At 64.3% G+C, this 19710-nt stretch carries 16 protein-coding genes; 6 read left to right on the top strand and 10 right to left on the bottom strand.

Features of this window, described 5'->3' with window-relative positions:
• Nucleotides 1–12 precede the first annotated feature (12 nt).
• Nucleotides 13–1299, bottom strand: a complete 1287-nt coding sequence (gene fahA, locus QCE63_RS04085; protein WP_309830788.1) for a fumarylacetoacetase — start codon at nt 1297–1299, stop codon at nt 13–15.
• Nucleotides 1296–2621 (bottom strand): homogentisate 1,2-dioxygenase, encoded by a 1326-nt coding sequence (gene hmgA, locus QCE63_RS04080; RefSeq protein ID WP_309830786.1) that lies wholly within the window; start codon nt 2619–2621, stop codon nt 1296–1298. The genes fahA and hmgA overlap by 4 nt, the downstream gene beginning before the upstream one ends.
• 271 nt (nt 2622–2892) lie before the next feature.
• On the opposite strand from hmgA, the gene QCE63_RS04075 reads away from it, so the two are divergent.
• On the top strand, nt 2893–3714 hold the full coding sequence (locus QCE63_RS04075; protein WP_309830783.1) for an EAL domain-containing protein: 822 nt from the start codon (nt 2893–2895) through the stop codon (nt 3712–3714).
• A 23-nt stretch (nt 3715–3737) separates the two neighbouring features.
• Here QCE63_RS04075 and QCE63_RS04070 read toward each other — a convergent pair whose 3' ends face one another.
• The gene (locus QCE63_RS04070) at nt 3738–5282 is read right to left on the bottom strand and encodes an FGGY-family carbohydrate kinase (protein ID WP_309830781.1); all 1545 of its coding nucleotides are present in this window, start codon (nt 5280–5282) and stop codon (nt 3738–3740) included.
• Nucleotides 5283–5664: 382 nt separating this feature from the next.
• On the opposite strand from QCE63_RS04070, the gene dalD reads away from it, so the two are divergent.
• The 3 genes from dalD (at nt 5665) to QCE63_RS04055 (ending at nt 9793) form a co-directional block, all read left to right on the top strand.
• Nucleotides 5665–7053, top strand: a complete 1389-nt coding sequence (gene dalD / locus QCE63_RS04065; RefSeq protein WP_309830778.1) for a D-arabinitol 4-dehydrogenase — start codon at nt 5665–5667, stop codon at nt 7051–7053.
• 207 nt (nt 7054–7260) lie between these two features.
• Entirely contained in the window at nt 7261–8742 is a 1482-nt protein-coding gene (gene xylB / locus QCE63_RS04060) for a xylulokinase (protein WP_309830775.1), read from the top strand.
• A 103-nt stretch (nt 8743–8845) separates the two neighbouring features.
• The gene (locus QCE63_RS04055; protein WP_309830773.1) at nt 8846–9793 is read left to right on the top strand and encodes a sugar-binding transcriptional regulator; all 948 of its coding nucleotides are present in this window, start codon (nt 8846–8848) and stop codon (nt 9791–9793) included.
• Nucleotides 9794–9797: 4 nt separating this feature from the next.
• On the opposite strand, the gene QCE63_RS04050 is transcribed toward QCE63_RS04055, so the two are convergent.
• The 7 genes from QCE63_RS04050 to QCE63_RS04020 form a co-directional block, all read right to left on the bottom strand.
• Nucleotides 9798–10649, bottom strand: coding sequence for an MOSC N-terminal beta barrel domain-containing protein (locus QCE63_RS04050; protein WP_309830770.1), 852 nt, complete (start codon nt 10647–10649; stop codon nt 9798–9800).
• A gap of 139 nt (nt 10650–10788) precedes the next feature.
• Complete coding sequence (locus tag QCE63_RS04045) at nt 10789–11925, bottom strand: sn-glycerol-3-phosphate ABC transporter ATP-binding protein UgpC (RefSeq protein WP_309830768.1); 1137 nt, start codon at nt 11923–11925, stop codon at nt 10789–10791.
• Nucleotides 11918–12646 carry an HAD-IA family hydrolase gene (locus QCE63_RS04040; RefSeq protein WP_309830767.1) on the bottom strand — a complete coding sequence of 243 codons (729 nt, stop codon included), beginning with the start codon at nt 12644–12646 and terminating at the stop codon, nt 11918–11920. Before QCE63_RS04040 ends, QCE63_RS04045 begins: the two co-directional genes overlap by 8 nt.
• Nucleotides 12647–12656: 10 nt before the next feature.
• Entirely contained in the window at nt 12657–13520 is an 864-nt protein-coding gene (locus QCE63_RS04035; RefSeq protein ID WP_309830765.1) for a carbohydrate ABC transporter permease, read from the bottom strand.
• Nucleotides 13517–14455 carry a sugar ABC transporter permease gene (locus tag QCE63_RS04030; protein ID WP_309830763.1) on the bottom strand — a complete coding sequence of 313 codons (939 nt, stop codon included), beginning with the start codon at nt 14453–14455 and terminating at the stop codon, nt 13517–13519. The genes QCE63_RS04035 and QCE63_RS04030 overlap by 4 nt, the downstream gene beginning before the upstream one ends.
• A 96-nt stretch (nt 14456–14551) precedes the next feature.
• The gene (locus QCE63_RS04025) at nt 14552–15916 is read right to left on the bottom strand and encodes a sugar ABC transporter substrate-binding protein (protein ID WP_309830761.1); all 1365 of its coding nucleotides are present in this window, start codon (nt 15914–15916) and stop codon (nt 14552–14554) included.
• Nucleotides 15917–16153: 237 nt separating this feature from the next.
• The gene (locus QCE63_RS04020; protein WP_309830759.1) at nt 16154–16927 is read right to left on the bottom strand and encodes an L-iditol 2-dehydrogenase; all 774 of its coding nucleotides are present in this window, start codon (nt 16925–16927) and stop codon (nt 16154–16156) included.
• Between the two features lie 461 nt (nt 16928–17388).
• Between QCE63_RS04020 and QCE63_RS04015 the strand changes: the two genes are divergently transcribed.
• Together QCE63_RS04015 and QCE63_RS04010 are read left to right on the top strand one after the other, a co-directional pair.
• Complete coding sequence (locus QCE63_RS04015; RefSeq protein WP_309830757.1) at nt 17389–17892, top strand: DUF1566 domain-containing protein; 504 nt, start codon at nt 17389–17391, stop codon at nt 17890–17892.
• 270 nt (nt 17893–18162) lie between these two features.
• A complete protein-coding gene (locus QCE63_RS04010; protein ID WP_309830755.1) occupies nt 18163–19644 on the top strand; it encodes an asparagine synthetase B family protein in 1482 nt (493 codons plus the stop codon).
• The last annotated feature ends 66 nt before the right edge of the window (nt 19645–19710 follow it).

The following is a 19710-nucleotide window of genomic DNA, read 5'->3' as shown; positions in this document are numbered from 1 at the left end:
TCCATTCCGATATCAACCGCGCGCCGCCAGGATCCGGCCGGCGCATTCCCCAAAACCAACGCGATAGCCTTCGCCCTGGCACCAGCCGGTGATCACGACTTCATCGCCGTCCTGCAGGAACGCGCGTTCACCGCCGCCTTTCAGCCGCAGCGGCCGCTGGCCGTTCCACGTGCTCTCCAGCAGGCTGCCGCAGGAGTCCGGCGTCGGGCCGCTGATCGTTCCCGAGCCCATCAGGTCGCCGACCCGCGTATTGCAGCCGCTCACCGTGTGATGCGCGAGCTGCTGCGCCATCGACCAGTACATCAGCCTGAAGTTGGTGCGCGAGATCGTCGTTGCCTCGCTCGCGCCTTCGGCTTGCAGCGTCACGCGCAGGTCGATGTCGAAGGCGTGATCGCCGGCATGACGCAGGTAGTCGAGCGGCTGCGGGTCCTGCGCCGGCGTCGCGGTGCGGAACGGTTCGAGCGCGTCCAGCGTGACGATCCACGGCGAAATGGTCGTCGCGAAGCCTTTCGAGTTGAACGGCCCGAGCGGCACGTATTCCCATTGCTGGATATCGCGGGCGCTCCAGTCGTTGAGCAGCACCATGCCGAAGATATGCGCCTCGGCCTGCTCGCACGCGATGGGTTCGCCGAGCGCATTGCCGCGCCCGATGATGAAGCCCGTCTCCAGTTCGAAGTCGAGCTTGCGGCACGCGGCGAACACCGGCCGCTCCGCATCGGGCAGCTTGATCTGGCCGTTCGGCCGGCGCACCGGCGCGCTGCTCACGATCACCGACGACGCGCGTCCGTTGTAGCCGACCGGCAGCTCCGACCAGTTCGGCAGCAACGCGTTCTTCGGATCGCGGAACATCGAACCGACATTGGTGGCGTGTTCCTTCGACGAATAGAAGTCCGTGTAGCCCGGAATCTCGACCGGCAGATGCGGCGTCGCGTCCGCGCGCGGCACCAGCGCGCGGCGGCGCAGCGCCGGGTCGTCGCGCAAGACGGCGTTGCCGTGCGCCAGCAGGCCGCTCAGCGCGATGCGCACCGCCCGCCAGTGCTCGCGGCCCAGCGCGATGAAATCGTTCAGACGCGGCGCATGCAGCGTGCCGTGCGCGGCGAGCAGGCGTGCGTCTTCCAGTGCGGCGAGGTCCACGATCCAGTCGCCGATCGCGACGCCCGCGCGCGGCTGCGCGTTCACGGCGTCGCTGAAAATGCCGAAGGGCAGGTTCTGGATCGGGAAGTCGCTTGCCGGATCGTTCGCGGACTCGATCCAGCTCTTCAGCGAGGGCGCGAGGGTGGCTTGCAGCGCGTCGTTCATCGTTGCTCCGGGTTGAAATGTTTCGTGAGGCCTTGCCAGCACTCGTAGTAGTGGGCCTGCAGTTGCGCAGTGTCGAGCGCGAACTGCGTCGGCCGGATCAGCGTGCGGGTCTCGAACATGAAGGCCATCGTTGCGCCGACCTTGGCCGGACGCGTCGTGTCGCCGTGCGAGGCCTTCTCGAAGGTCTCGGCGTCCGGACCGTGCCCCGACATGCAGTTGTGCAGGCTCGCGCCGCCCGGCACGAAGCCTTCGGCCTTCGCGTCGTAGACGCCCTGCACGAGGCCCATGAACTCACTCGCCACGTTGCGATGGAACCAGGGCGGACGGAACGTATCCTCGGCCGCGAGCCAGCGCGGCGGGAAGATCACGAAGTCGATGCTGTCGACGCCCGGCGTGTCGCTCGGCGATTGCAGCACGAGAAAGATGGACGGATCCGGATGGTCGAAGCTGATCGAGCCGATGGTATTGAAGTGCCGCAGGTCGTACTTGTACGGCGCGTAGTTGCCGTGCCACGCGACCACATCCAGCGGCGAATGGCCGATATCCGCGCGCCACAGCACGCCGTTCATCTTCGTGACCAGCTCGAAGCGTCCTTCGCGGTCTTCATAGGCCGCGTGCGGCGTGAGGAAGTCGCGCGGATTCGCGAGGCCGTTCGAACCGATCGGACCGAGATCAGGCAACTGCAACAGCGCGCCGAAGTTCTCGCAGATATACCCGCGCGCCTCGCCGTCCGGGAGCGCAACCGTGAAGCGCACGCCACGCGGGATCACGGCGATCTCGTTCGGCTCGACATCGACGTTGCCCAGTTCCGTGCGGATCGCGAGACGGCCTTGCTGCGGCACGATCAACAGCTCGCCGTCCGCGTTGTAGAAGAAGCGGTCCTGCATCGAACGATTGGCCGCGTAGACGTGGATGGCGCAGCCGCTCATCGATTCGGCTGCGCCGTTGCCGGCCATGGTCACCCAGCCGTCGATGAAATCGGTCGGCGCGGCCGGCATCGGCAGCGGGTCCCAGCGCAGCTGGTTGGGCGGCGTCGGCGGCGCCTCGGCGAAATTGGCCACCAGTCTGCCCCGCCCGATCTGCGTGAAAGGCATGTGTACCGCCGCCGGCCGGATGCGGTACAGCCACGAGCGGCGGTTGTGCGCGCGCGGCGCGGTGAACGCGGTGCCCGACAACTGCTCGGTGTAGAGGCCGTAGGCCGCGCGCTGCGGCGCATTGCGGCCGATCGGCAGCGCCCCGGGCAGCGCCTCGGTGGCGAAATCGTTGGCGAAACCCGACTGGTAATGCCGGCTGGCGTCCGTGTGGGTGTCGAACGTTGACATGGTCGAAGTCCTCGGCGAGTGAGCGCAATCGAATGCGGCAAGGCGGAACGGCGCAGCGCAATAGCTTCGCGCCTGATGCAATTTACGAATGGTAAAACTAATTACGTTTAGTGAAATTCATCGTAAACCCTGGGCGGCGCGTCTCATCCGGCATATCAATATGTGAATTTGGTGCTGGACGCGGGATGACGCGCTGATACCATCGACCATTCCATCGAAGATGGTGCTTAGCTGCCCTCAGCGGCGCCCTCATAAAACCGACGCCTCTTTCATGATCTCCCCATCGCTGCCTGAACTCGTCGCCCGCGCCAAGGAACATCCCTTCCTCGGCGCGCATATCGTGCTGGGCGACGATGACAAGACGGAAGAGGCCTTCGCGCACTATCGGGACTTGCGCCTCGCGAGCGCTTACGAGCCGATCTTCGATGTCGGCACGCACAGCTTCCCGCAGACGCTGAGCGCGTCGCCCGAAAGCGCCGAGCGTTTCGGCGACGAACTCGGCGTGCAGGCGCTGACGCTCATCCAGGGCGATGCACCGGCGGATCCCTTCGGGCAACTGGAAGACGACCGCGACCTGGTGGCGCTGGACCGGCTGTCGCGGGCGCTGCATGCGTTCAATTTCTTCGGGCCGCATCGGCCGGGGCTGTTGTTCCTGCGGGTGCACGAACGGCTGCTGAAGAGCGTGAAGTACGACCACGGGCTGCACTTCTCGTCGGTGCTGATGGAGTTCGGCATGAGCCCGTCGCGCGTGGTGATCGAGTTGCCGGCGGCCGCGGTCGCGCACAAGACCTTTCTCGGCTATCTCACCAAGAGCTATCAGCACTACGGGTTCAAGGTGGCGGGCAACCTGCCGAATGCCGGGCAGATCATGGCCGTGTCGGACATGGCGCGGCTCGACTTCATCAAGATGGATGCAGGCGCGGCGCTGCGCGATTCAGTGGTGAAGCATCTCGTCGCCTATGCGCATCGACTGAGGATTCCGCTCATCTTCTCGAACGTCGCCGATGAAGCGCAGTTCGACGCCCTGCAGCAGTTCGACGTGCATTTCGTGCAGGGGCCCGTGTTCGATGCACATCCGGTGCATGGGCGTTAGAACGCGGCGCGCCCAGCACGGCGCTAGGCGCTGCGCAACCGATGCATCAGCGGCTTCAACGCCGGATACAGCTCGCGATACACCTCGAACCGGTCCGCATAGATCCGCTGTCTCTCCGCATCCGGCTGCGCCCGTTCGACGAGCGTGACCCAGCCGCCCTCGGCCGTTTCGCGCGATACCAATCCTGCCCCGAGCGCCGCCAGCAACGCCGCGCCCATCGCTGCTTCCACATCCTGTTCGATCGACAGCACCGGATAGTTCGTCACATCCGCGATGATCTGCATCCACAGATCCGAATGCGCCGCGCCGCCCACGACGATCAGCCGGTCATCGAGCGACTGCGCCCCGCGCCGTCCCGCCTCCATGTTGTGCTTCAGCGCGAACGCGACGCCTTCGAGCACCGCGCGGTACAGCGTGGCGCGCGTATGAAACAGGTTCAGCCCGACGAACGTGCCGCTCGCGCGCGCATCCCATACGGGACTGCGTTCGCCCATCAGGTATGGAAGGAACACGACGCCATCTGAACCCGCCGCGATCTTCGACGCGGCCTCTTCCAGCAAGCGGTGCGGGTCGCCGTGCGGCAGTTGCTTCGCGGCTTCGATCTCTGCCTGGCAGAACTGGTCGCGATACCACGCAACGCATTGCCCCGCCGTGCTCGCGCCGCCGAATACATAAAGATCGCGCGTGCCGTTGTAGACGTGCGGCATCGACACGAGTCCATGACGCGCATCTACCGTCTGGTTGATGTAGCCCCAGCACATGCTCGTGCCAATCATCGCGACGTGATGGCCCGCCTGCGTGACGCCCGCGGCGAAGGTCGCCACGGCGGCATCCACGCCGCCTGCGACGACCGGCGTGCCGGCAGCCAGCCCGAGCGCATCGGCCCACTGCGCCGACAGGCCGCCCACGATCTCCGATGACTCCACCAGCCGCTCCGGCATCATCGACGCCGGAATGCCGAGCATGTCGAGCGCCTGCGCCGACCATGCGCGCTGCGCGACGTCGTACACGCCGCCGATATTGCCCGCCGAACTGTGATCGACCGCCAGTTCGCCCGTCAGGCGCTGGATCACGAAGGCATTGGGCGGCAGGAACCAGCGCGTCTTCTGCCACACCTCCGGACGATGCTCGCGCAGCCAGAGCATCTTGGTGAAACCGTAGTAGCTGTCCACGCCGTTGCCCGTGATCTTCTCCAGGCGCTCGACGTCGACATGCGCGCGCACCCAGTCCACTTCGGCCGTCGCGCGGCGGTCCATCCAGATGAGACAGGGATGCAGCGGCTCCATGTGCTCATCGACGGGAATGCCCGAACCGCCATACAGACTGCTCACGCAGAGCGACTTCACATCGGCCGCCGACACGCCCTTCTCGCGCGCCTTGGCCGTGACGCCCGCGATGCACTCGGTCACCGCATCGAACCAGACCGACGGCCATTGCTCCGCCCACAGCGGCTTCGGCGTGTCCGGGTGATACGCGCTCGCATGCTGCGCGACGATCGCGCCGTGCGTGTCGACGAGCAAGGCCTTCGTGCTCTGCGTGCCGATGTCGATGCCGATCACGTAATTCATCTCTGTCTCCTGCATGATGTTTTTTCGCCTATCGTCTAATGTGCCGTTCAGGCCCCGGCGAGGCGCTCACGCACCTTCGTCCAATGGCCGCCGGCTTGCCTATCCGGGTTATTCCGGAGACGTGTATGCACGCTGTCTTGTTGCGGCGCAGCGTCGTCTCCGTTCATGCGTTGCCGCCCTCTCACACACGCCGAGGCGCGCGAATTGCGCCGCGTTGCACGACATATCACGCCTTGACATTCCCCCGAGCGAATACGATTATTCGATCATTAGATCATCAAAAGAGCAAATGCTCACTCCGCCGCAATGTCCCGCGCACGCGCGCCGTTGCGACCAGCGTCCGCGAAGAACGGGCGCGCAGCCCATCAGAGGAAGAGACGACATGACAAGCGAAGCCAACGTGATCCTGCACATCGGCGCCGGGTCTTTTCATCGCGCGCATCAGGCGTGGTATCTGCACCGGCTCATCGAGACCGGCGATGCGAACGATAAGCGCTGGTCGCTGGCGGTGGGCAACATCCGCGGCGACATGAACGCCGTGCTCGACGCGCTCACTGCCCAAAACGGCGAATACACGCTCGAGACCGTCACCCCGAAAGGCGAGCGCGAATACGAGCGGATCAAGGCCATCAAAAAGGTCGTGCCGTGGTCGGCGGACCTCGATGCGCTAATCGCCACGGGCGCCGATCCATCATGCAAGATCGTGTCGTTCACGGTGACGGAAGGCGGCTATTACCTCGACGATCACGATCGGCTCGATCCCTCGAACCCCGATCTCGCCGCCGATCTGAAAGGCGGCCGGACGACGATCTATGGCGCGCTCGCCGCGATTCTCGCCACGCGCATGAAGAACGGCGCGGGCAAGGTATCGCTGCAGAATTGCGACAACCTGCGCAGCAACGGCGATCGGTTCAAGAAAGGCATGCTCGAATTCCTGAGCCTGCGCGGTGAGACCGATCTGCGCGACTGGATGCTCGCGAATACGTCGTGCCCGAACTCGATGGTCGACCGCATCACACCGCGTCCGACGCCCGACGTCGCCGAGCGCGTGAAAGCCGCGACCGGCTTCGATGACCGCGCGCCGGTGATGGGCGAGAAGTTCATCCAGTGGGTGATCGAGGACAATTTCATCGACGGCCGGCCCGCGTGGGAAAAAGTCGGCGCGGAGATGGTCGACTCGGTGCATGCGTACGAGGAAGCAAAGATCCGTGTGCTCAATGCCCCGCACAGCTGCATTGCATGGGCGGGGACGCTGATCGGCTTGCAGTACATCCATGAAGGCACGCAGGACCTGGAGATTCGCGCGCTCGCGGAAGCCTATGTCACCGACGACGTGATTCCCTGCCTCACGCCGAGCCCGATCGATCTCGCGAAGTATCGCGACGTCGTGCTCGACCGCTTCAGCAATCCGTATATCAAGGACACGAACCAGCGCGTCGCGGCCGATGGTTTCTCGAAGCTGCCGGGCTTCATCGCCCCGACGCTGTCCGAGTGCTTCGCGCGCAACGTCGATCCCGATTCGACCGCCATTCTGCCCGCGCTCTTCCTGCGCTTTCTGGAACGCTGGCACGAAGGCACGCTGCCTTATGCCTACCAGGACGGCGTGATGGATCCGGCTGTCGCGCACGCTTATTTCACGTCGCCCGATCCGGTCAAGGCCTTCGTCGCGGACAAGCAGCTATGGGGCAAGATGGCCGGCAGCGAAGGACTCGAACGCGTGATGCGCAACGCCGTCGCGAAGGTCGATGCGTGGCTCGCCAATCGTCCGTGAGACGTTCCATCAGCGCGCGGTTATCGCAACCGTTATCGCAACTGTAATCGCAGCGTCAACTGCGCGCCGCGTCGCTCGGGTAATGTGCCCATGGCGCGGCGCCGCGCGGGGCGTTAAATTAGCGCCTCCCGCTGCGCGGGCCTTCCGCATCGCTCATTCTTCGTTTTCCGCCGGGCGCGAACCTGGCCACGACCCAAGGGTACGTTCATGTACTTAGGCATCGACCTCGGCACCTCCGAAGTGAAAGTCCTGCTGCTCGCCGCCGACGGCAGCGTGATCGGTACGGCGGGCACGCCCTTCACCGTGTCGCGTCCGAAGCCGCGCTGGTCCGAACAGAATCCGCTCGACTGGTGGGAAGGCACGCGCGCCGCACTGTTCAAGTTGCGCGAGAAATTCCCCGCTGAATTCGCACAGGTGCGCGGCATCGGGCTCTCGGGTCAGATGCATGGCGCGGTGCTGCTCGATTCGCAAGACCGCGTGCTGCGCCCTGCGATCCTCTGGAACGACATGCGCAGCGACAAGGAGTGCGCCGAGCTGTACGAGCGCGCGCCCAATCTGCATGAAATTGCCGGCAATCTCGCGATGCCCGGCTTCACCGCGCCGAAGCTGCTCTGGGTCGCGCACAACGAACCGGACCTGTTCCGGCAGACCGCGCGCGTGCTGTTGCCGAAGGACTATCTGCGCATGCATCTGACCGGCACCAAGGTATCCGATCCCTCCGATGCCGCCGGCACGCTCTGGCTCGATGTCGCGCGGCGCGACTGGTCGGACGAACTGCTCGCGGCCTGCGGCATGTCGCGCCAGCAGATGCCCGCGCTGGCCGAAGGCAGCGCGCCGTCCGGCACCCTGCTGCCGGCGCTCGCGCGCGAACTCGGCCTGCCGGAAGGCGTGGTGGTCGCGGCGGGCGGCGGCGACAATGCCGCGAGCGCGGTGGGTATCGGCGCCACCGATCCGGGCGATGGCTTCCTGTCGCTCGGCACCTCGGGCGTGCTGTGCGTGATCGGCGACCGCTTCCGGCCCAATCCGGCCTCGGCGGTGCATGCGTTCTGCCACGCGATTCCGGACCGCTGGCACCAGATGAGCGTGGTGCTGTCGGCGGCAAGTTGTCTGCGCTGGGTCTGCAAGCTGACCTCGACCGACGAGCCCACGCTGCTCGCCGAAATCGAGGCGCTGCCCGCCGATGTCCTCTCTTCCGCGCCACTGTTCCTGCCGTATCTGAGCGGCGAGCGCACGCCGCACAACGATCCCTACGCGCAAGGCGTGTTCTTCGGCATGACGCACGCGACCGATCGTGCGCTGCTGGGCTATTCGGTGCTCGAAGGCGTCACGCTCTCGCTGACGGACGGTCTCGACGCGCTGCAGTCGGCGGGGACACAGGCGCGCGCGTTGTCGATGCTCGGCGGCGGTGCACGCAGCGCGTATTGGGCGCAGATGTTCGCCGATGCGTTCGATACCCCGACGCGCACCCACGGCGGCGGCGAAACCGGCGCGGCGCTGGGCGCGGCGCGGCTCGGCTGGCTCGCGGCGGGCGGTGACCCGGCGACGGTGCTGGCGAAACCCGAGATCAAGCAGGAGTTCACGCCAGATGCGCAGCGCCATGCGTTGCTTCGGCAACGCCTGAAAAGTTTCCGCGAGCTGTACCAGCACGTGCGGCCGCTGTTCGATCCGGCGCGGCCGAGGCTGGCATAACGACGATCATCAGGGCGATCGAGTCCACGGGTGGTTCTGAATTTGGCATCACGTTGTCCAAAATAAGAACTAAAACTTAAGAGCAGACAGCCGCGCAACCACAGTGCCCAAATCCACCGAAAAACTCGACCTCGCCACGCGTGCAGCCTGGCTCTACTACGTCGCCGGCAATACCCAGAACGAGATCGCGGAAAAATTGCAGATCTCGCGTCCGGTGGCGCAACGGCTCGTCGCGTTTGCCGTCGAGAAAAACCTGATCCGCGTGCGGGTCGATCATCGCATCGCCGATTGCCTGTCGCTCGCGCGCTCGCTCAGCGACCGCTACGGCCTCGCGATGTGCGAAGTCGTGCCCGTCGACGGCGACGCGCCCGAGCAGGTCGACCGCAAACTCGCTGTCGCGGGTGCGCAAGTCATGGAGCGCTATCTGCTCGACGAGAAACCGCTCGTGGTGTCGATCGGCAGCGGGCGCACGTTGAAGGCTTGCGTCGCGCAGATCGGGCAGATCGAGCGGCCGCAGCATCGTTTCGTGTCGATGGTCGGCGCCATCGCCCAGGACGGTTCGTCGAATCGCTATGACGTGGCCCAGCAGCTTTCCGAGAAGACCGGCGGCAAGCACTTCATGCTGCCCGCGCCGCTCATGGCCGACAGCGAGTCCGAGCGCGCCCAGTGGGTCAATCACCGGCTGTATCGCATCGTCGATGAACTCGCGCAAGGCGCGGACGTGGCCTTCGTCGGCATCGGCAACGTGGCCGTGAACTGTCCGCTGCATGAAGACGGCTTCATCACGCGCGCGGAAGTGGACGAGATGATCGAGGCCGGCGCGGTGGCCGAATGGCTCGGGCTGCCGATCGACGCCGCCGGCAAGCGCGTGCAGTCGAGCACCGGTGCGCGCGTGACGAGCCTCAAGCTCGATTCACCGCCGCGGCGTCCCACGATCGGCTTCGCGGGCGGCCAGCGCAAGCTGGATGCGCTGATCGCGGCGTTGCAGGGGCAATGGCTGTCGGGCCTGGTCACCGACGAACTGTGCGCGAAGGCCGCGCTCGAAGCGTAACGCGTCAGAAGCCGATCTCGGCCTCGACGTCCTGTCCTACTTCCAGCGCCACGCCTTCACCCGCCAGGACGATCGCGTTCTTGCCGAAGGTGAGCTTGCCGCCCATCTGCTCGCTGGCGCGATAGGCGCTCATCGTGTCGAGCGGCTCGTGCGGCCAGGCGGGGTCCGCCGCGCCCGTGTCCTGGTCGATGGTCGGCATCGGGCAACGCGAGCAGAGCTTGACGAGCTTCAGCTGTGCATCGCCGATCCGCATCTCGCCGACAAAATCTTCCTCATACGCATCGAGTCCGCCGACCACCAGGTTCGGCCTGAAGCGGTTCGCGGGAATCGCGGGCGCGCCCTTCGCGATGAGACGCGCGTTCAGGTCATCGAGCGAAGCCTGGCTCATGACGAGCAGCGGAAAGCCGTCGGCGAAGCGCGTGTGCGTGCTGAGCGGCGCGGTCCAGGTTTCATCGACCACGCGCCGTACCTGCGGCGCAAAGCGGGCCAGCCGCGCCGGCATGCCGAGGAACGCGCTGCACCACTGCGCGGTTTCTTCGCCGGTATCCAGCGCGTCGAAGGTGTCGCGCCAGACGGTCGTGCGCAACGGCTTCGGATCGACGAGCGCTTCGGCACGCAACGGCGTGCGCAGGGTCGGCATGCCGGGCGCGTCGAGCACGAGTGAATCGTCAGCGAAGGATGTCCGGATCAGCGCCATGCGCGGATGCGCGCGCTGCGTGAGCATGCCGCCCGAAGGATCGGTGAGCATCCAGTGGCGGTCGTATTCGAGACCGGTTTCGAGCAGCGTCGCGCGCGTCAGGGCAATGCCCGCGCACGACTTGACCGGATAGACAAAGAGTTCGTTCAGGACGGGCATGGCGATGTCGGGTGGGAGCGCGCCGGCCGTCGGACGCGGCCGGTCGCAGACGCGATTATCCTACGTCGACCAAAAAACACGGCGCCGTTCCTGCGAACGGCGCCGTGCTCATGCCCGTGTACCGCGATGTTTCGACCCTTCAGGCCGCCGTCGCATGTTCGCGCTGCCAGCCATCCACGACCTTGCGCGTGAACGCCTGCCCTTCCGCGTTGAACAAATGGCAATGCTCCGGCGCACTGCCGAGCTTGAGCTTCTCGCCGCGCGCATGCTTTTCGAGCGGCGGGATGCGCGAGATCAGGCCATCCGGCGCGATGTCTGTTTCGGCATAGAGATAGGCCGCGTCGCCGAGCGTCTCGACCGTCATCGCTGAAGCCGACACGCCGTACTCGCCGGCTTCGGGCGAACTCGGCTGGAAGTGCTCGGGACGGACGCCGACCGTTACCGTATCGCCCGGCTTGGCGTTGCCCGGCAGCACGCCGGCCAGTTGCATCTCGCCGCTGGCGTACTTGACCAGCACGCCGTCATTCTGCACGCTGGCCACGGTCCCGGACATGAAGTTCATCTTCGGCGAGCCGATGAAGCCCGCGACAAAGCGGTTCGCCGGCGCGTGATACAGCGTGTTCGGCGTGCCGACCTGCTCGATGTTCCCCGCCGACAGCACGACGATCTTGTCCGCCAGCGTCATCGCCTCGACCTGATCATGCGTCACGTAGATCATCGTGGTCTTGAGGTCGTCGTGCAGGCGCGCGAATTCGAGCCGCATCTTCACGCGCAGCGCGGCGTCCAGGTTCGACAGCGGTTCGTCGAACAGGAACACCTTCGGCTTGCGCGTGATCGCGCGGCCAATCGCGACGCGTTGCCGCTGGCCGCCCGAGAGCGCCTTCGGCTTGCGGTCGAGCAAATGGTCGATATGCAGGATCTTCGCGGCGTTTTTCACGGCGGCGTCGATGGCCGGCTTCTTCTCGCCCGCCAGCTTGAGGCCGAACGCCATGTTGTCGTACAGCGTCATGTGCGGATAGAGCGCATACGACTGGAACACCATCGCGATGCCGCGCTTGGCGGGCGCGAGTTCGTTCACGCGTGTGTTGTCGATCATCAACTCGCCACCGCTGATATCTTCCAGCCCGGCGATCATGCGCATCAGGGTGGACTTGCCGCAGCCCGACGGGCCCACGAACACGACGAACTCGCCGTCGTTGATGTCGAGGTTGATGTTGCGCATCACCTCGGTTTCTTCATAACGCTTGCTGATGTTGCGCAGGGTCAGGCTAGCCATGATGTGTGTCTCCCAGGTCGAACGACGCGTCTTGCAGCCAGTGCGCCACGAGCGCCGGCAAGCGCGTCATGTCGTCGAATACCACGTGTGCGCCCGCTTTCTGGAGCGCGCCAATCTGTCCTTCGGTTGCATGCCCGCCGCCGATGAAACCGAGCACCGGCATGCCCGCCGCGCGCGCCGCCGTGACGCCCGTCACGCTGTCCTCGACCACCAGGCAGCGCAACGGATCGATGCGCATCGCACGCGCCGCCGCGAGATACACGTCGGGCGCGGGCTTCGGGTTCTCGACCATGTCCGCGCAAAAGCGCCGCGCGCCGAAGAAGCGCACGAGGCCGGTGCGCTGCAGCACCGAATCGACATAGGTCGAGAAGCTGTTGCTCGCGCAGGCCTTCGTGAACGGCACGGCCGCGAGCGCCTCGGCGATGCCGGGCACCGCGGGCGCCTCGATCGCCGCTACCTCGACCGCGCGCCGGATCGCGACCACCTGATCATGCGTCAGCGTGCGGCCCACCGTGTCGGCGGCGCTCGCGAGCACGGCCTCGATGCGCAGCCCGAGCAGCGGCATCACGACCGGTTCGACATCGACGCCCGGCCACAGCGCCTGCAGCTCGCCAACGAGCATGCGCGCGGCGACCGCCTCGCTGTCGATGAGCACGCCGTCGCAGTCGCAGATCAGCAGGCGATCGTCGAGGTTGGCCTCGTTGGATGGAGTGAGATTCACGAGCGCGCCCTCACTTCACCGCGCCAAACGTGAGACCGCGCACTAGTTGCTTCTGCGAGAGCCAGCCGACGATCAGGATCGGCGCGACCGCCAGCAGCGAAGCCGCCGAGAGCTTGGCCCAGAACAGTCCTTCCGGACTCGAATACGACGCGATGAACACCGTGAGCGGCGCCGCGTTCGAGCTCGACAGGTTGATGCTCCAGAACGCCTCGTTCCACGACAGGATGATGAGCAGCAGGCCCGTCGAGGCCAGACCGGGCAGCGACATCGGCATCAGCAGGTAGACGATTTCCTGCCAGGTCGACGCGCCGTCGATGCGGCCGGCTTCGAGAATGTCCTTCGGCACTTCGTTGAAGTACGTGTAGGCCATCCAGACGGCGATCGGCAGGTTGATCAGCGTGTAGACGATGATCAGGCCGGACACCGTGTCGAGCAGGCCCGTGTTCTTCCACAGCAGATAGATGGGCACGAGCACGCCGACCGACGGCATCATCTTGGTCGACAGCATCCACAGCAGCACTTTCTGGGTCTTCCGGGTCGGGAAGAAGGCCATCGCGTAGGCGCAGGGCACGGCGAGCAGCAGGCAGATCACCGTGACGCCGACCGAGATCAGGATCGAGTTCCACGCGAAGCCGAAATAATTGCTGCGCGCGAACACTTCCCTGAAGCTTTCCAGCGTCGGCGTGAAGAACAGCGACGACGAATACGCCTGTTGTTCGGTCTTGAACGCCGTGATCGTCATCCAGAAGATCGGGAAGAACAGCAGGATCGACGCGATCCACGCGACGATGCCGGGCACGATGTTCTTCACATGCTCCAGCGCGGACGTGCGCGGCGCGCCGCTCACGGCTTGGGTGCGGACTTGTGTGCTCATGACTCGTACTCCCCCTTGAGGTTCTTCGCGAGCATTCTCACGAGGAAGAACGCAACGATGTTGGCGAGGATGACCGCGAGGATGCCGCCCGCCGATGCCAGGCCGACGTCGAACTGTTGCAGGCCGAGTGCGTAGATCAGGTAAGACAGGTTGGTCGTCGCGGTGCCGGGGCCGCCGCCCGTGGTCGTGTAGATTTCCGCGAAGATCGACAGCAGGAAGATGGTTTCCATCATCACGACGACGGCAATCGCCCGTTTCAGGTGCGGCAGCGTGATGAAGAAGAACATCGCGAACGGTCCAGCGCCGTCGATGCGCGCCGCTTCTTTCTGCTCCTGATCGAGCGACTGGATCGCCGTGAAGAGGATCAGGAACGCGAACGGCAGCCATTGCCACGAGACGATCACGATCACGGCGAAGAGCGGATATTCGGCGAACCAGTCGATGGGCTGCATCCCCAGCGAGCGCATCAGTCCCGCGATCAGGCCGTACACCGGATGCAGGATCATGTTCTTCCAGATCAGCGCGGAGACGGTCGGCATCACGAAGAACGGCGCGATCACCAGCAGCCGCGCAATGCCCTGCCCCCAGAACTTGCGGTCGAACAACACCGCGAGCAGCACGCCGCCGACCACGGTGATGGCGAGCGTCGCGATGATCAGCGTGAGTGTGTGACCGATGGACGGGCCGAACGCCGGATCGGTGACCAGAAACTCGAAGTTGTCGAGACCGGCGAAACCTTTGACGTCGGGATTCAGCAGGTTGTAGCGCGAGAACGAAAACCAGATCGTCATCGCGAGCGGGATCGCCATCCAGAGGAACAGCAGTCCGGTGGACGGCGAGATCAGCCAGCGCACCGACTTCGCGCGCCGCTTGTCGCGCTCGGCGGCGGACTCCTCCAGATGATGATCGGTGATGGGGGGATTCAGTTGACTCATCGTGTCACCTCTCGATGATGAAGCTGACGGACCGCCCCGTGGCGGGACGGTCCGTGTACCGCGATGGATGAAGCTTGTTAGCGCATGCCGCTTGCCTTACTTCTGATACCCGGCTTGCTTCACCGCGCGATCGGCGGCGGCGTTGCCGGCCTTCAGCGCGGCATCGACGCTCGTCTGGCCCGCGACCACGCCTGCAATCGACTGGCCGACCACCGTGCCGAACGACTGGAACTCCGGAATGCCGACGAACTGGATGCCGGTGTACGGCACCTTGTGCAGCGTCGCGTCGTTCGGATCCGCGGATTCGATCGCCTTCAGCACGAAGTCGCCGAACGGCGCGGCCTGCTTGTACTCGGGCCGTGCGTAGGTGGACTTGCGCGTTCCCGGCGGCACCGAGGCCCAGCCTTCATCCTTGCCGACCATCTCGATGTATTCCTTCGAGGTCGCCCACGCGGCGAACTTCTTCGCGGCGTCCTGCTGCTTCGAGGTCTTCGGAATGGCGAGCGACCACGACCACAGCCAGTGCGAACCCTTCGGCGTGACGGCGATCGGCGCGGCCGCGAAGCCAATCTTGTCCGACACCTGCGACTGCGCCTTGTTGTAGAGCATGCCGGCGGCGACGGTGGCATCGATCCACATCGCGCACTTGCCCGACGACATCAGCGTGAGGTTCTCGTTGAAGCCGTTCGAGCTGGCTCCCGGAGGACCGTCGGTCTTCAGCAGGTCCGCGTAGAAACCGACCGCCTTCTTCCATTCCGGCGTGTCGAGCTGCGCTTGCCACTTCTCGTTGAACCACTCGCCGCCGTAGGTGTTCACCACCGTCGACACGAAGGCCATGTTTTCGCCCCAGCCCGCCTTGCCGCGCAGGCAGATGCCATACTGGCCCTTCGACTTGTCGGTGAGCTTGTCGGCGAACTGCTTGATCTGGTCGTAGGTCGGCTGGTCCGGCATCTTGAGGCCGGCGGCCTGGAACAGGTCCTTGCGGTAGTACGTCATCGAGCTTTCGACGTAGAACGGCAGCGCGAACAGCGTGCCGTTGTAGGAGAGGCCGTCGCGGGCCGTCTTCACGACGTCGTCGAGATCGTAGTTCGCGGGCAGGTTGGTCATCGGCGAGAGCCAGCCGCGCTTGCCCCATTGCGGTGCCTCGTAGGTGCCGATGGTCACCACGTCGAACTGGCCGCTGTTGGTCGTGATGTCGGTCGTGGCGCGCTGGCGCAGCACGTTTTCCTCGAGGATCACCCAGTTCAGCTTGATGTCGGGATTGGCTTTCTCGAACGCCGGCGAGAGCTTCTTTAACTCGATGATGTCCGGATTGTTCAGCGTCGCGATGGTGATGGTCGCGGCATGCGCCGACAGCGGCACGAGCGCGGCCGCGGCCAGCGCCGCCGACAGCGCCCCGCTTGCGAACGGTGCGCGGCGCGCGCGCGGTTGGGCTCGAACGATGCGTTGAGTGCGTTTCATGAGGTTCGTCTCCTTTTTGTTGGCACGGACGCCGTGGAGGGTCTCGCTGATATGACCGCGGGCGCCGTGGTTGCCGCTGACTGCTTGTGAAGGTGCGCGACCGGAATCGCGCGTTTGCCGTTGCGTGCTCTATCGGGTGTTCCGTTGCCTGTGCCGCACTTCGTGTCCACTGTGACGCCGTTTCACTATAGACGGTGCTTCCTGCGCTTCAAGCCGCATGCAGCGCGCCGCGCCGCGTCAACTCATCCAGTTGCCGCCATCGACGTTGAGCGTCTGCGCCGTGATGTAATCCGCATCCGCCGAGGCCAGGAACAGCGCCGCGCCCGTCAGGTCGGCGGGTAGGCCCATGCGCCCGAGCGGCACTTCTTCGCCGACGAGCCGCTTCTTCTCGCCGATCGGCCGGTTTTCGTAGCGCGCGAACAGCGCGTCGACGTCCTTCCACATCGGGGTATCGACGACGCCCGGCGCGATGCCGTTCACATTGATGCGCTCTTTTGCGAGCGCGAGCGCCGCCGATTGCGTATAGCTGATCACCGCCGCCTTGGTCGCGCAGTAATGCGACACGAGCGCCTCGCCGCGCCGTCCGGCCTGCGATGACATGTTGATGATCTTGCCGCCCCGGCCCTGTTCGACCATGCGCTGGGCCACGGCCTGCATCAGGAAGAACATGCCCTTGACGTTGACCGCGAAGAGGCGGTCGTAGATGTCCCAGGATTCGTCGAGCAGCGGGCGCATGTCGAACTGCGCCGCGTTATTGAAGAGAATGTCGATGCCGCCGAAGCGCTCCACCGTGCGTTCGACGATGCGCGCGATGTCCTCGCGGCGCGTGACATCCGCCTTGAGCGCGAGCACGCGCGTGGCATGGTCCGTGAAGCGCCCGGTGAGTTCGCTCTCGTCCCGCACGTCGACGACGACGACCTGCGCGCCTTCTTCCAGATAGCGTCGCGCTACCGCTTCGCCGATGCCACCGCCGGCGCCCGTGATAATCGCGACCTTGTCTCTCAGTCTCACCGATGTCTCCGATTTCTTCCGCTTCACTCACGCGGGTGAGCGAACGCTCCTTGAGTGAGCAATTGCTCTTAGTTTGATCGAATGATCGGCGCTGAGCGGGATCGTGTCAAGGCATCGGCACAGGTTTCGATGCTGCGTCGCGCAATTGGCCTTCTTGCTCGGGAAATCCCCATCTGACAAAGGCGCGAGCAAAGCAACTCACGTTCCTGTACGCACCGATTACCAGCCGCACGCGAGCGCGTTTTGGTCCAGCCGCAAGCCTTGTAGATTTGTGACGCTTGTTCGCTTTCAGAATCACCTCTCAGTCGCTTAGGCTGGCTTGCTCGAGCCGGCCTTAAATTCAGTCAAGCAGATTAGCTCTCTCTTGGCAGCCTGTTATCAAACCAAAGCAAACAATCAAGTTAGTCAGTTAATCAATAGCCGTATTTTCAATCAAAAAGACAATGAGATTATCCGAAAGCATGAAACGAAGCACGGGATATGTGTTCACAACGCTGTCACTGGCGTTTCATTCGAGTTTGACTCCTGCATCCTGCATTCAGACAATCGACACTTCGTGGTCGATCAGCGCAGGTGAAGCGACGGATCCTGCAAAACGGCTGGTCTGGAAACGGTGCGCCGTGGGGATGGAATGGAATCAGCGCAGCGGGCGCTGCACGGGAAATCCGTTGGGCCTGAGTCATGACGAAGCGAAAAAGGCCGCCAAACGAACCGGACCCGGCTGGCGCCTGCCGACGGCCGAAGAACTGGGCAGCCTGAGACGCAGAACCTGCAGCGGTCCAAAGATCGACGCCAGGGTGTTCCCCGCCGTCGCCGCCTCGGATGTCGGCGAGGGCGCGAATTTCTGGAGCGCCACCGCCGCGGAGATCCCGGGCACGCTCTACTACGTCAATTTCACGGACGGCAGCTATGACTTTCACAGCGCCGGTTTCTCGTTATCGATTTTCCTGGTCAAGAATTTATAACTGACAAATTACAGTCGTCCGCATCATCAACTGCATGAAAGCAATTGAATTTTTAAAAAAACTCCGACGAAGCAGGTTAATTGCCATTCATGACATGCGGTTCTTTGTCGAAAAACAAAACTTTACGAATACATAACGAGAAACAAGGATTGGCTCGTGATCTAATTTTTATGGACGCGGCGCTCAAACCTGATTCCCAGCGCAGCACTTTTCCATCGATGTTCAAGCAGTCCCGGCGGACATCACGAACCCCTTTCTTAGCGACCGTTCATGACTTTCTCATTCATCGCGGTACCTCACTCAGGGCGCAAGCCTCCACCTTCGCTGGCGAATCTGCAAAGCGAAGGTGAATGCTTCGAGATTGCAGGCTGGCAACTCTGGCTGAAGACATGGCGAACAGCGTCCTTTGCGGCGCTCTCGCATGTCGAACGCCATCAGACTCATGTGCTGATCGGAACCGTCACGAACATCGACGAACTGCGTGCACTCGCCGCCCTGACCACGACCGAGGCGCTGACCGCGAATGAAGCCGAAGTCCTGCACATCCTGCACAAGGTGTATGGAGACGCCATCTTCGCCATGGTCGAAGGGCCGTTCAACTTCCTGACCTTCGGCTCGCGCGGCACGCTGGCGGTGAAAACAGACGCCCATGGCTTGCAACCGGTGCATGCAGTGAGCGGGCGCAGCGCGTTCTGGCTGACTTCGGAACTCAAGAACGTCGCCCGTTGCGCACGCGATGAACTGGATTTCCTCCCCGAGGACGACGTGCTCGCCCATGACAACCGGGCAGACACCTTCCTGCCGTTGCGCAACGGCGCACGCCTGCGTCCGGGTTCGGCGTATTCGTTCGGGTCCGACGGCCGCGAGCATCCCACCATCCATTCCATCAGTTATCTGGGCCATCGGCTGGCCGCGCCGCAACGCCTGCGCCGCGAACAGGCGCGCGACATGACCCATGCCCTGCTGTCGGACGCCATCCGGTCGCTGTCGCGCTGTCCCGGTCCGCTCTCCATTCCCTTGTCCGGCGGGCTCGATTCGAGCATGGTCACGGCCATCGCGGCGCGCCACCGGGACGACGTCAGAACCTTGGCAATCGGCACCGGGACGAGCAACGAATTTCCTTTCGCCCGCACCGTCTCGCGTCACGTCCGGACCACGCACAGCGAGCAAACCTTCACGGACGAAGAGATCCTGCGCGGTGCGCACGAGGCCATCTACTTCAACGAGATCTTCGACGGCCTGTCCGCCGAAATCCAGGCAAGTCTGTTGTGCCTCTATCGATCGATCGAGGGCATCGGCGGACGCGTCATCACCGGCTATGGTTCCGACCTGTTGTTCGGCGGCGTCCTGAAGCCCGGCAGCGCGCCGGCCGACGCGAACCCCGAACTCTGGCGGCAGATTTATCGCACGCGCTGGACCGGCGAGTTCTCGCCGTTCGGGGCGAATCGCTATGGGCTTGACCTGCATCACCCGTTCTGGACGCCGCGGCTCGTCGCGTTCGCACTGAACCTCGCGCCGGACATGAAAGTCACGGCCGACGAAGTCAAGGTGATGTTGCGCGAGTGCGCCGCCGAGCACGCGCTGCTGCCGGACGAAATCGTGTGGCGCAAGAAGGTCGGCATTCACGAGGGCTCGTCGGTCAATCAGATCTATGCGTCCCATATTGGCGTCGAGACCGGCGACTACGTCGGCAAGACCCGCTACACCTATCGCCGCTATCGCGCCTTACTCAGCGGAGAAGACGCGCTGTGAGGCATGCGCCGTGACGTGAGTCATTTCCAGGAAGCTCAAGGACACTCAAGGACGCTCAAGGAAGCG

The sequence above is a fragment of the Caballeronia sp. LZ065 genome (genome assembly GCF_031450975.1).
Classification (GTDB): Bacteria; Pseudomonadota; Gammaproteobacteria; order Burkholderiales; family Burkholderiaceae; genus Caballeronia.
Note: the sequence above shows the minus strand (reverse complement) of the source record. Positions and strands in the feature narration are given on the sequence as shown.

Bases quoted from the DNA above. Each gene is read 5' to 3' on its own strand.
- QCE63_RS04025 (WP_309830761.1), bottom strand. From the start codon at position 15,916: ATGAAACGCACTCAACGCATCGTTCGAGCCCAACCGCGCGCGCGCCGC.
- QCE63_RS04015 (WP_309830757.1), top strand. From the start codon at position 17,389: ATGAAACGAAGCACGGGATATGTGTTCACAACGCTGTCACTGGCGTTT.
- QCE63_RS04035 (WP_309830765.1), bottom strand. From the start codon at position 13,520: ATGAGCACACAAGTCCGCACCCAAGCCGTGAGCGGCGCGCCGCGCACG.
- QCE63_RS04070 (WP_309830781.1), bottom strand. From the start codon at position 5,282: ATGAATTACGTGATCGGCATCGACATCGGCACGCAGAGCACGAAGGCC.
- QCE63_RS04050 (WP_309830770.1), bottom strand. From the start codon at position 10,649: ATGCCCGTCCTGAACGAACTCTTTGTCTATCCGGTCAAGTCGTGCGCG.
- hmgA (WP_309830786.1), bottom strand. From the start codon at position 2,621: ATGTCAACGTTCGACACCCACACGGACGCCAGCCGGCATTACCAGTCG.
- xylB (WP_309830775.1), top strand. From the start codon at position 7,261: ATGTACTTAGGCATCGACCTCGGCACCTCCGAAGTGAAAGTCCTGCTG.
- fahA (WP_309830788.1), bottom strand. From the start codon at position 1,299: ATGAACGACGCGCTGCAAGCCACCCTCGCGCCCTCGCTGAAGAGCTGG.
- QCE63_RS04045 (WP_309830768.1), bottom strand. From the start codon at position 11,925: ATGGCTAGCCTGACCCTGCGCAACATCAGCAAGCGTTATGAAGAAACC.
- QCE63_RS04075 (WP_309830783.1), top strand. From the start codon at position 2,893: ATGATCTCCCCATCGCTGCCTGAACTCGTCGCCCGCGCCAAGGAACAT.
- QCE63_RS04010 (WP_309830755.1), top strand. From the start codon at position 18,163: ATGACTTTCTCATTCATCGCGGTACCTCACTCAGGGCGCAAGCCTCCA.
- dalD (WP_309830778.1), top strand. From the start codon at position 5,665: ATGACAAGCGAAGCCAACGTGATCCTGCACATCGGCGCCGGGTCTTTT.
- QCE63_RS04030 (WP_309830763.1), bottom strand. From the start codon at position 14,455: ATGAGTCAACTGAATCCCCCCATCACCGATCATCATCTGGAGGAGTCC.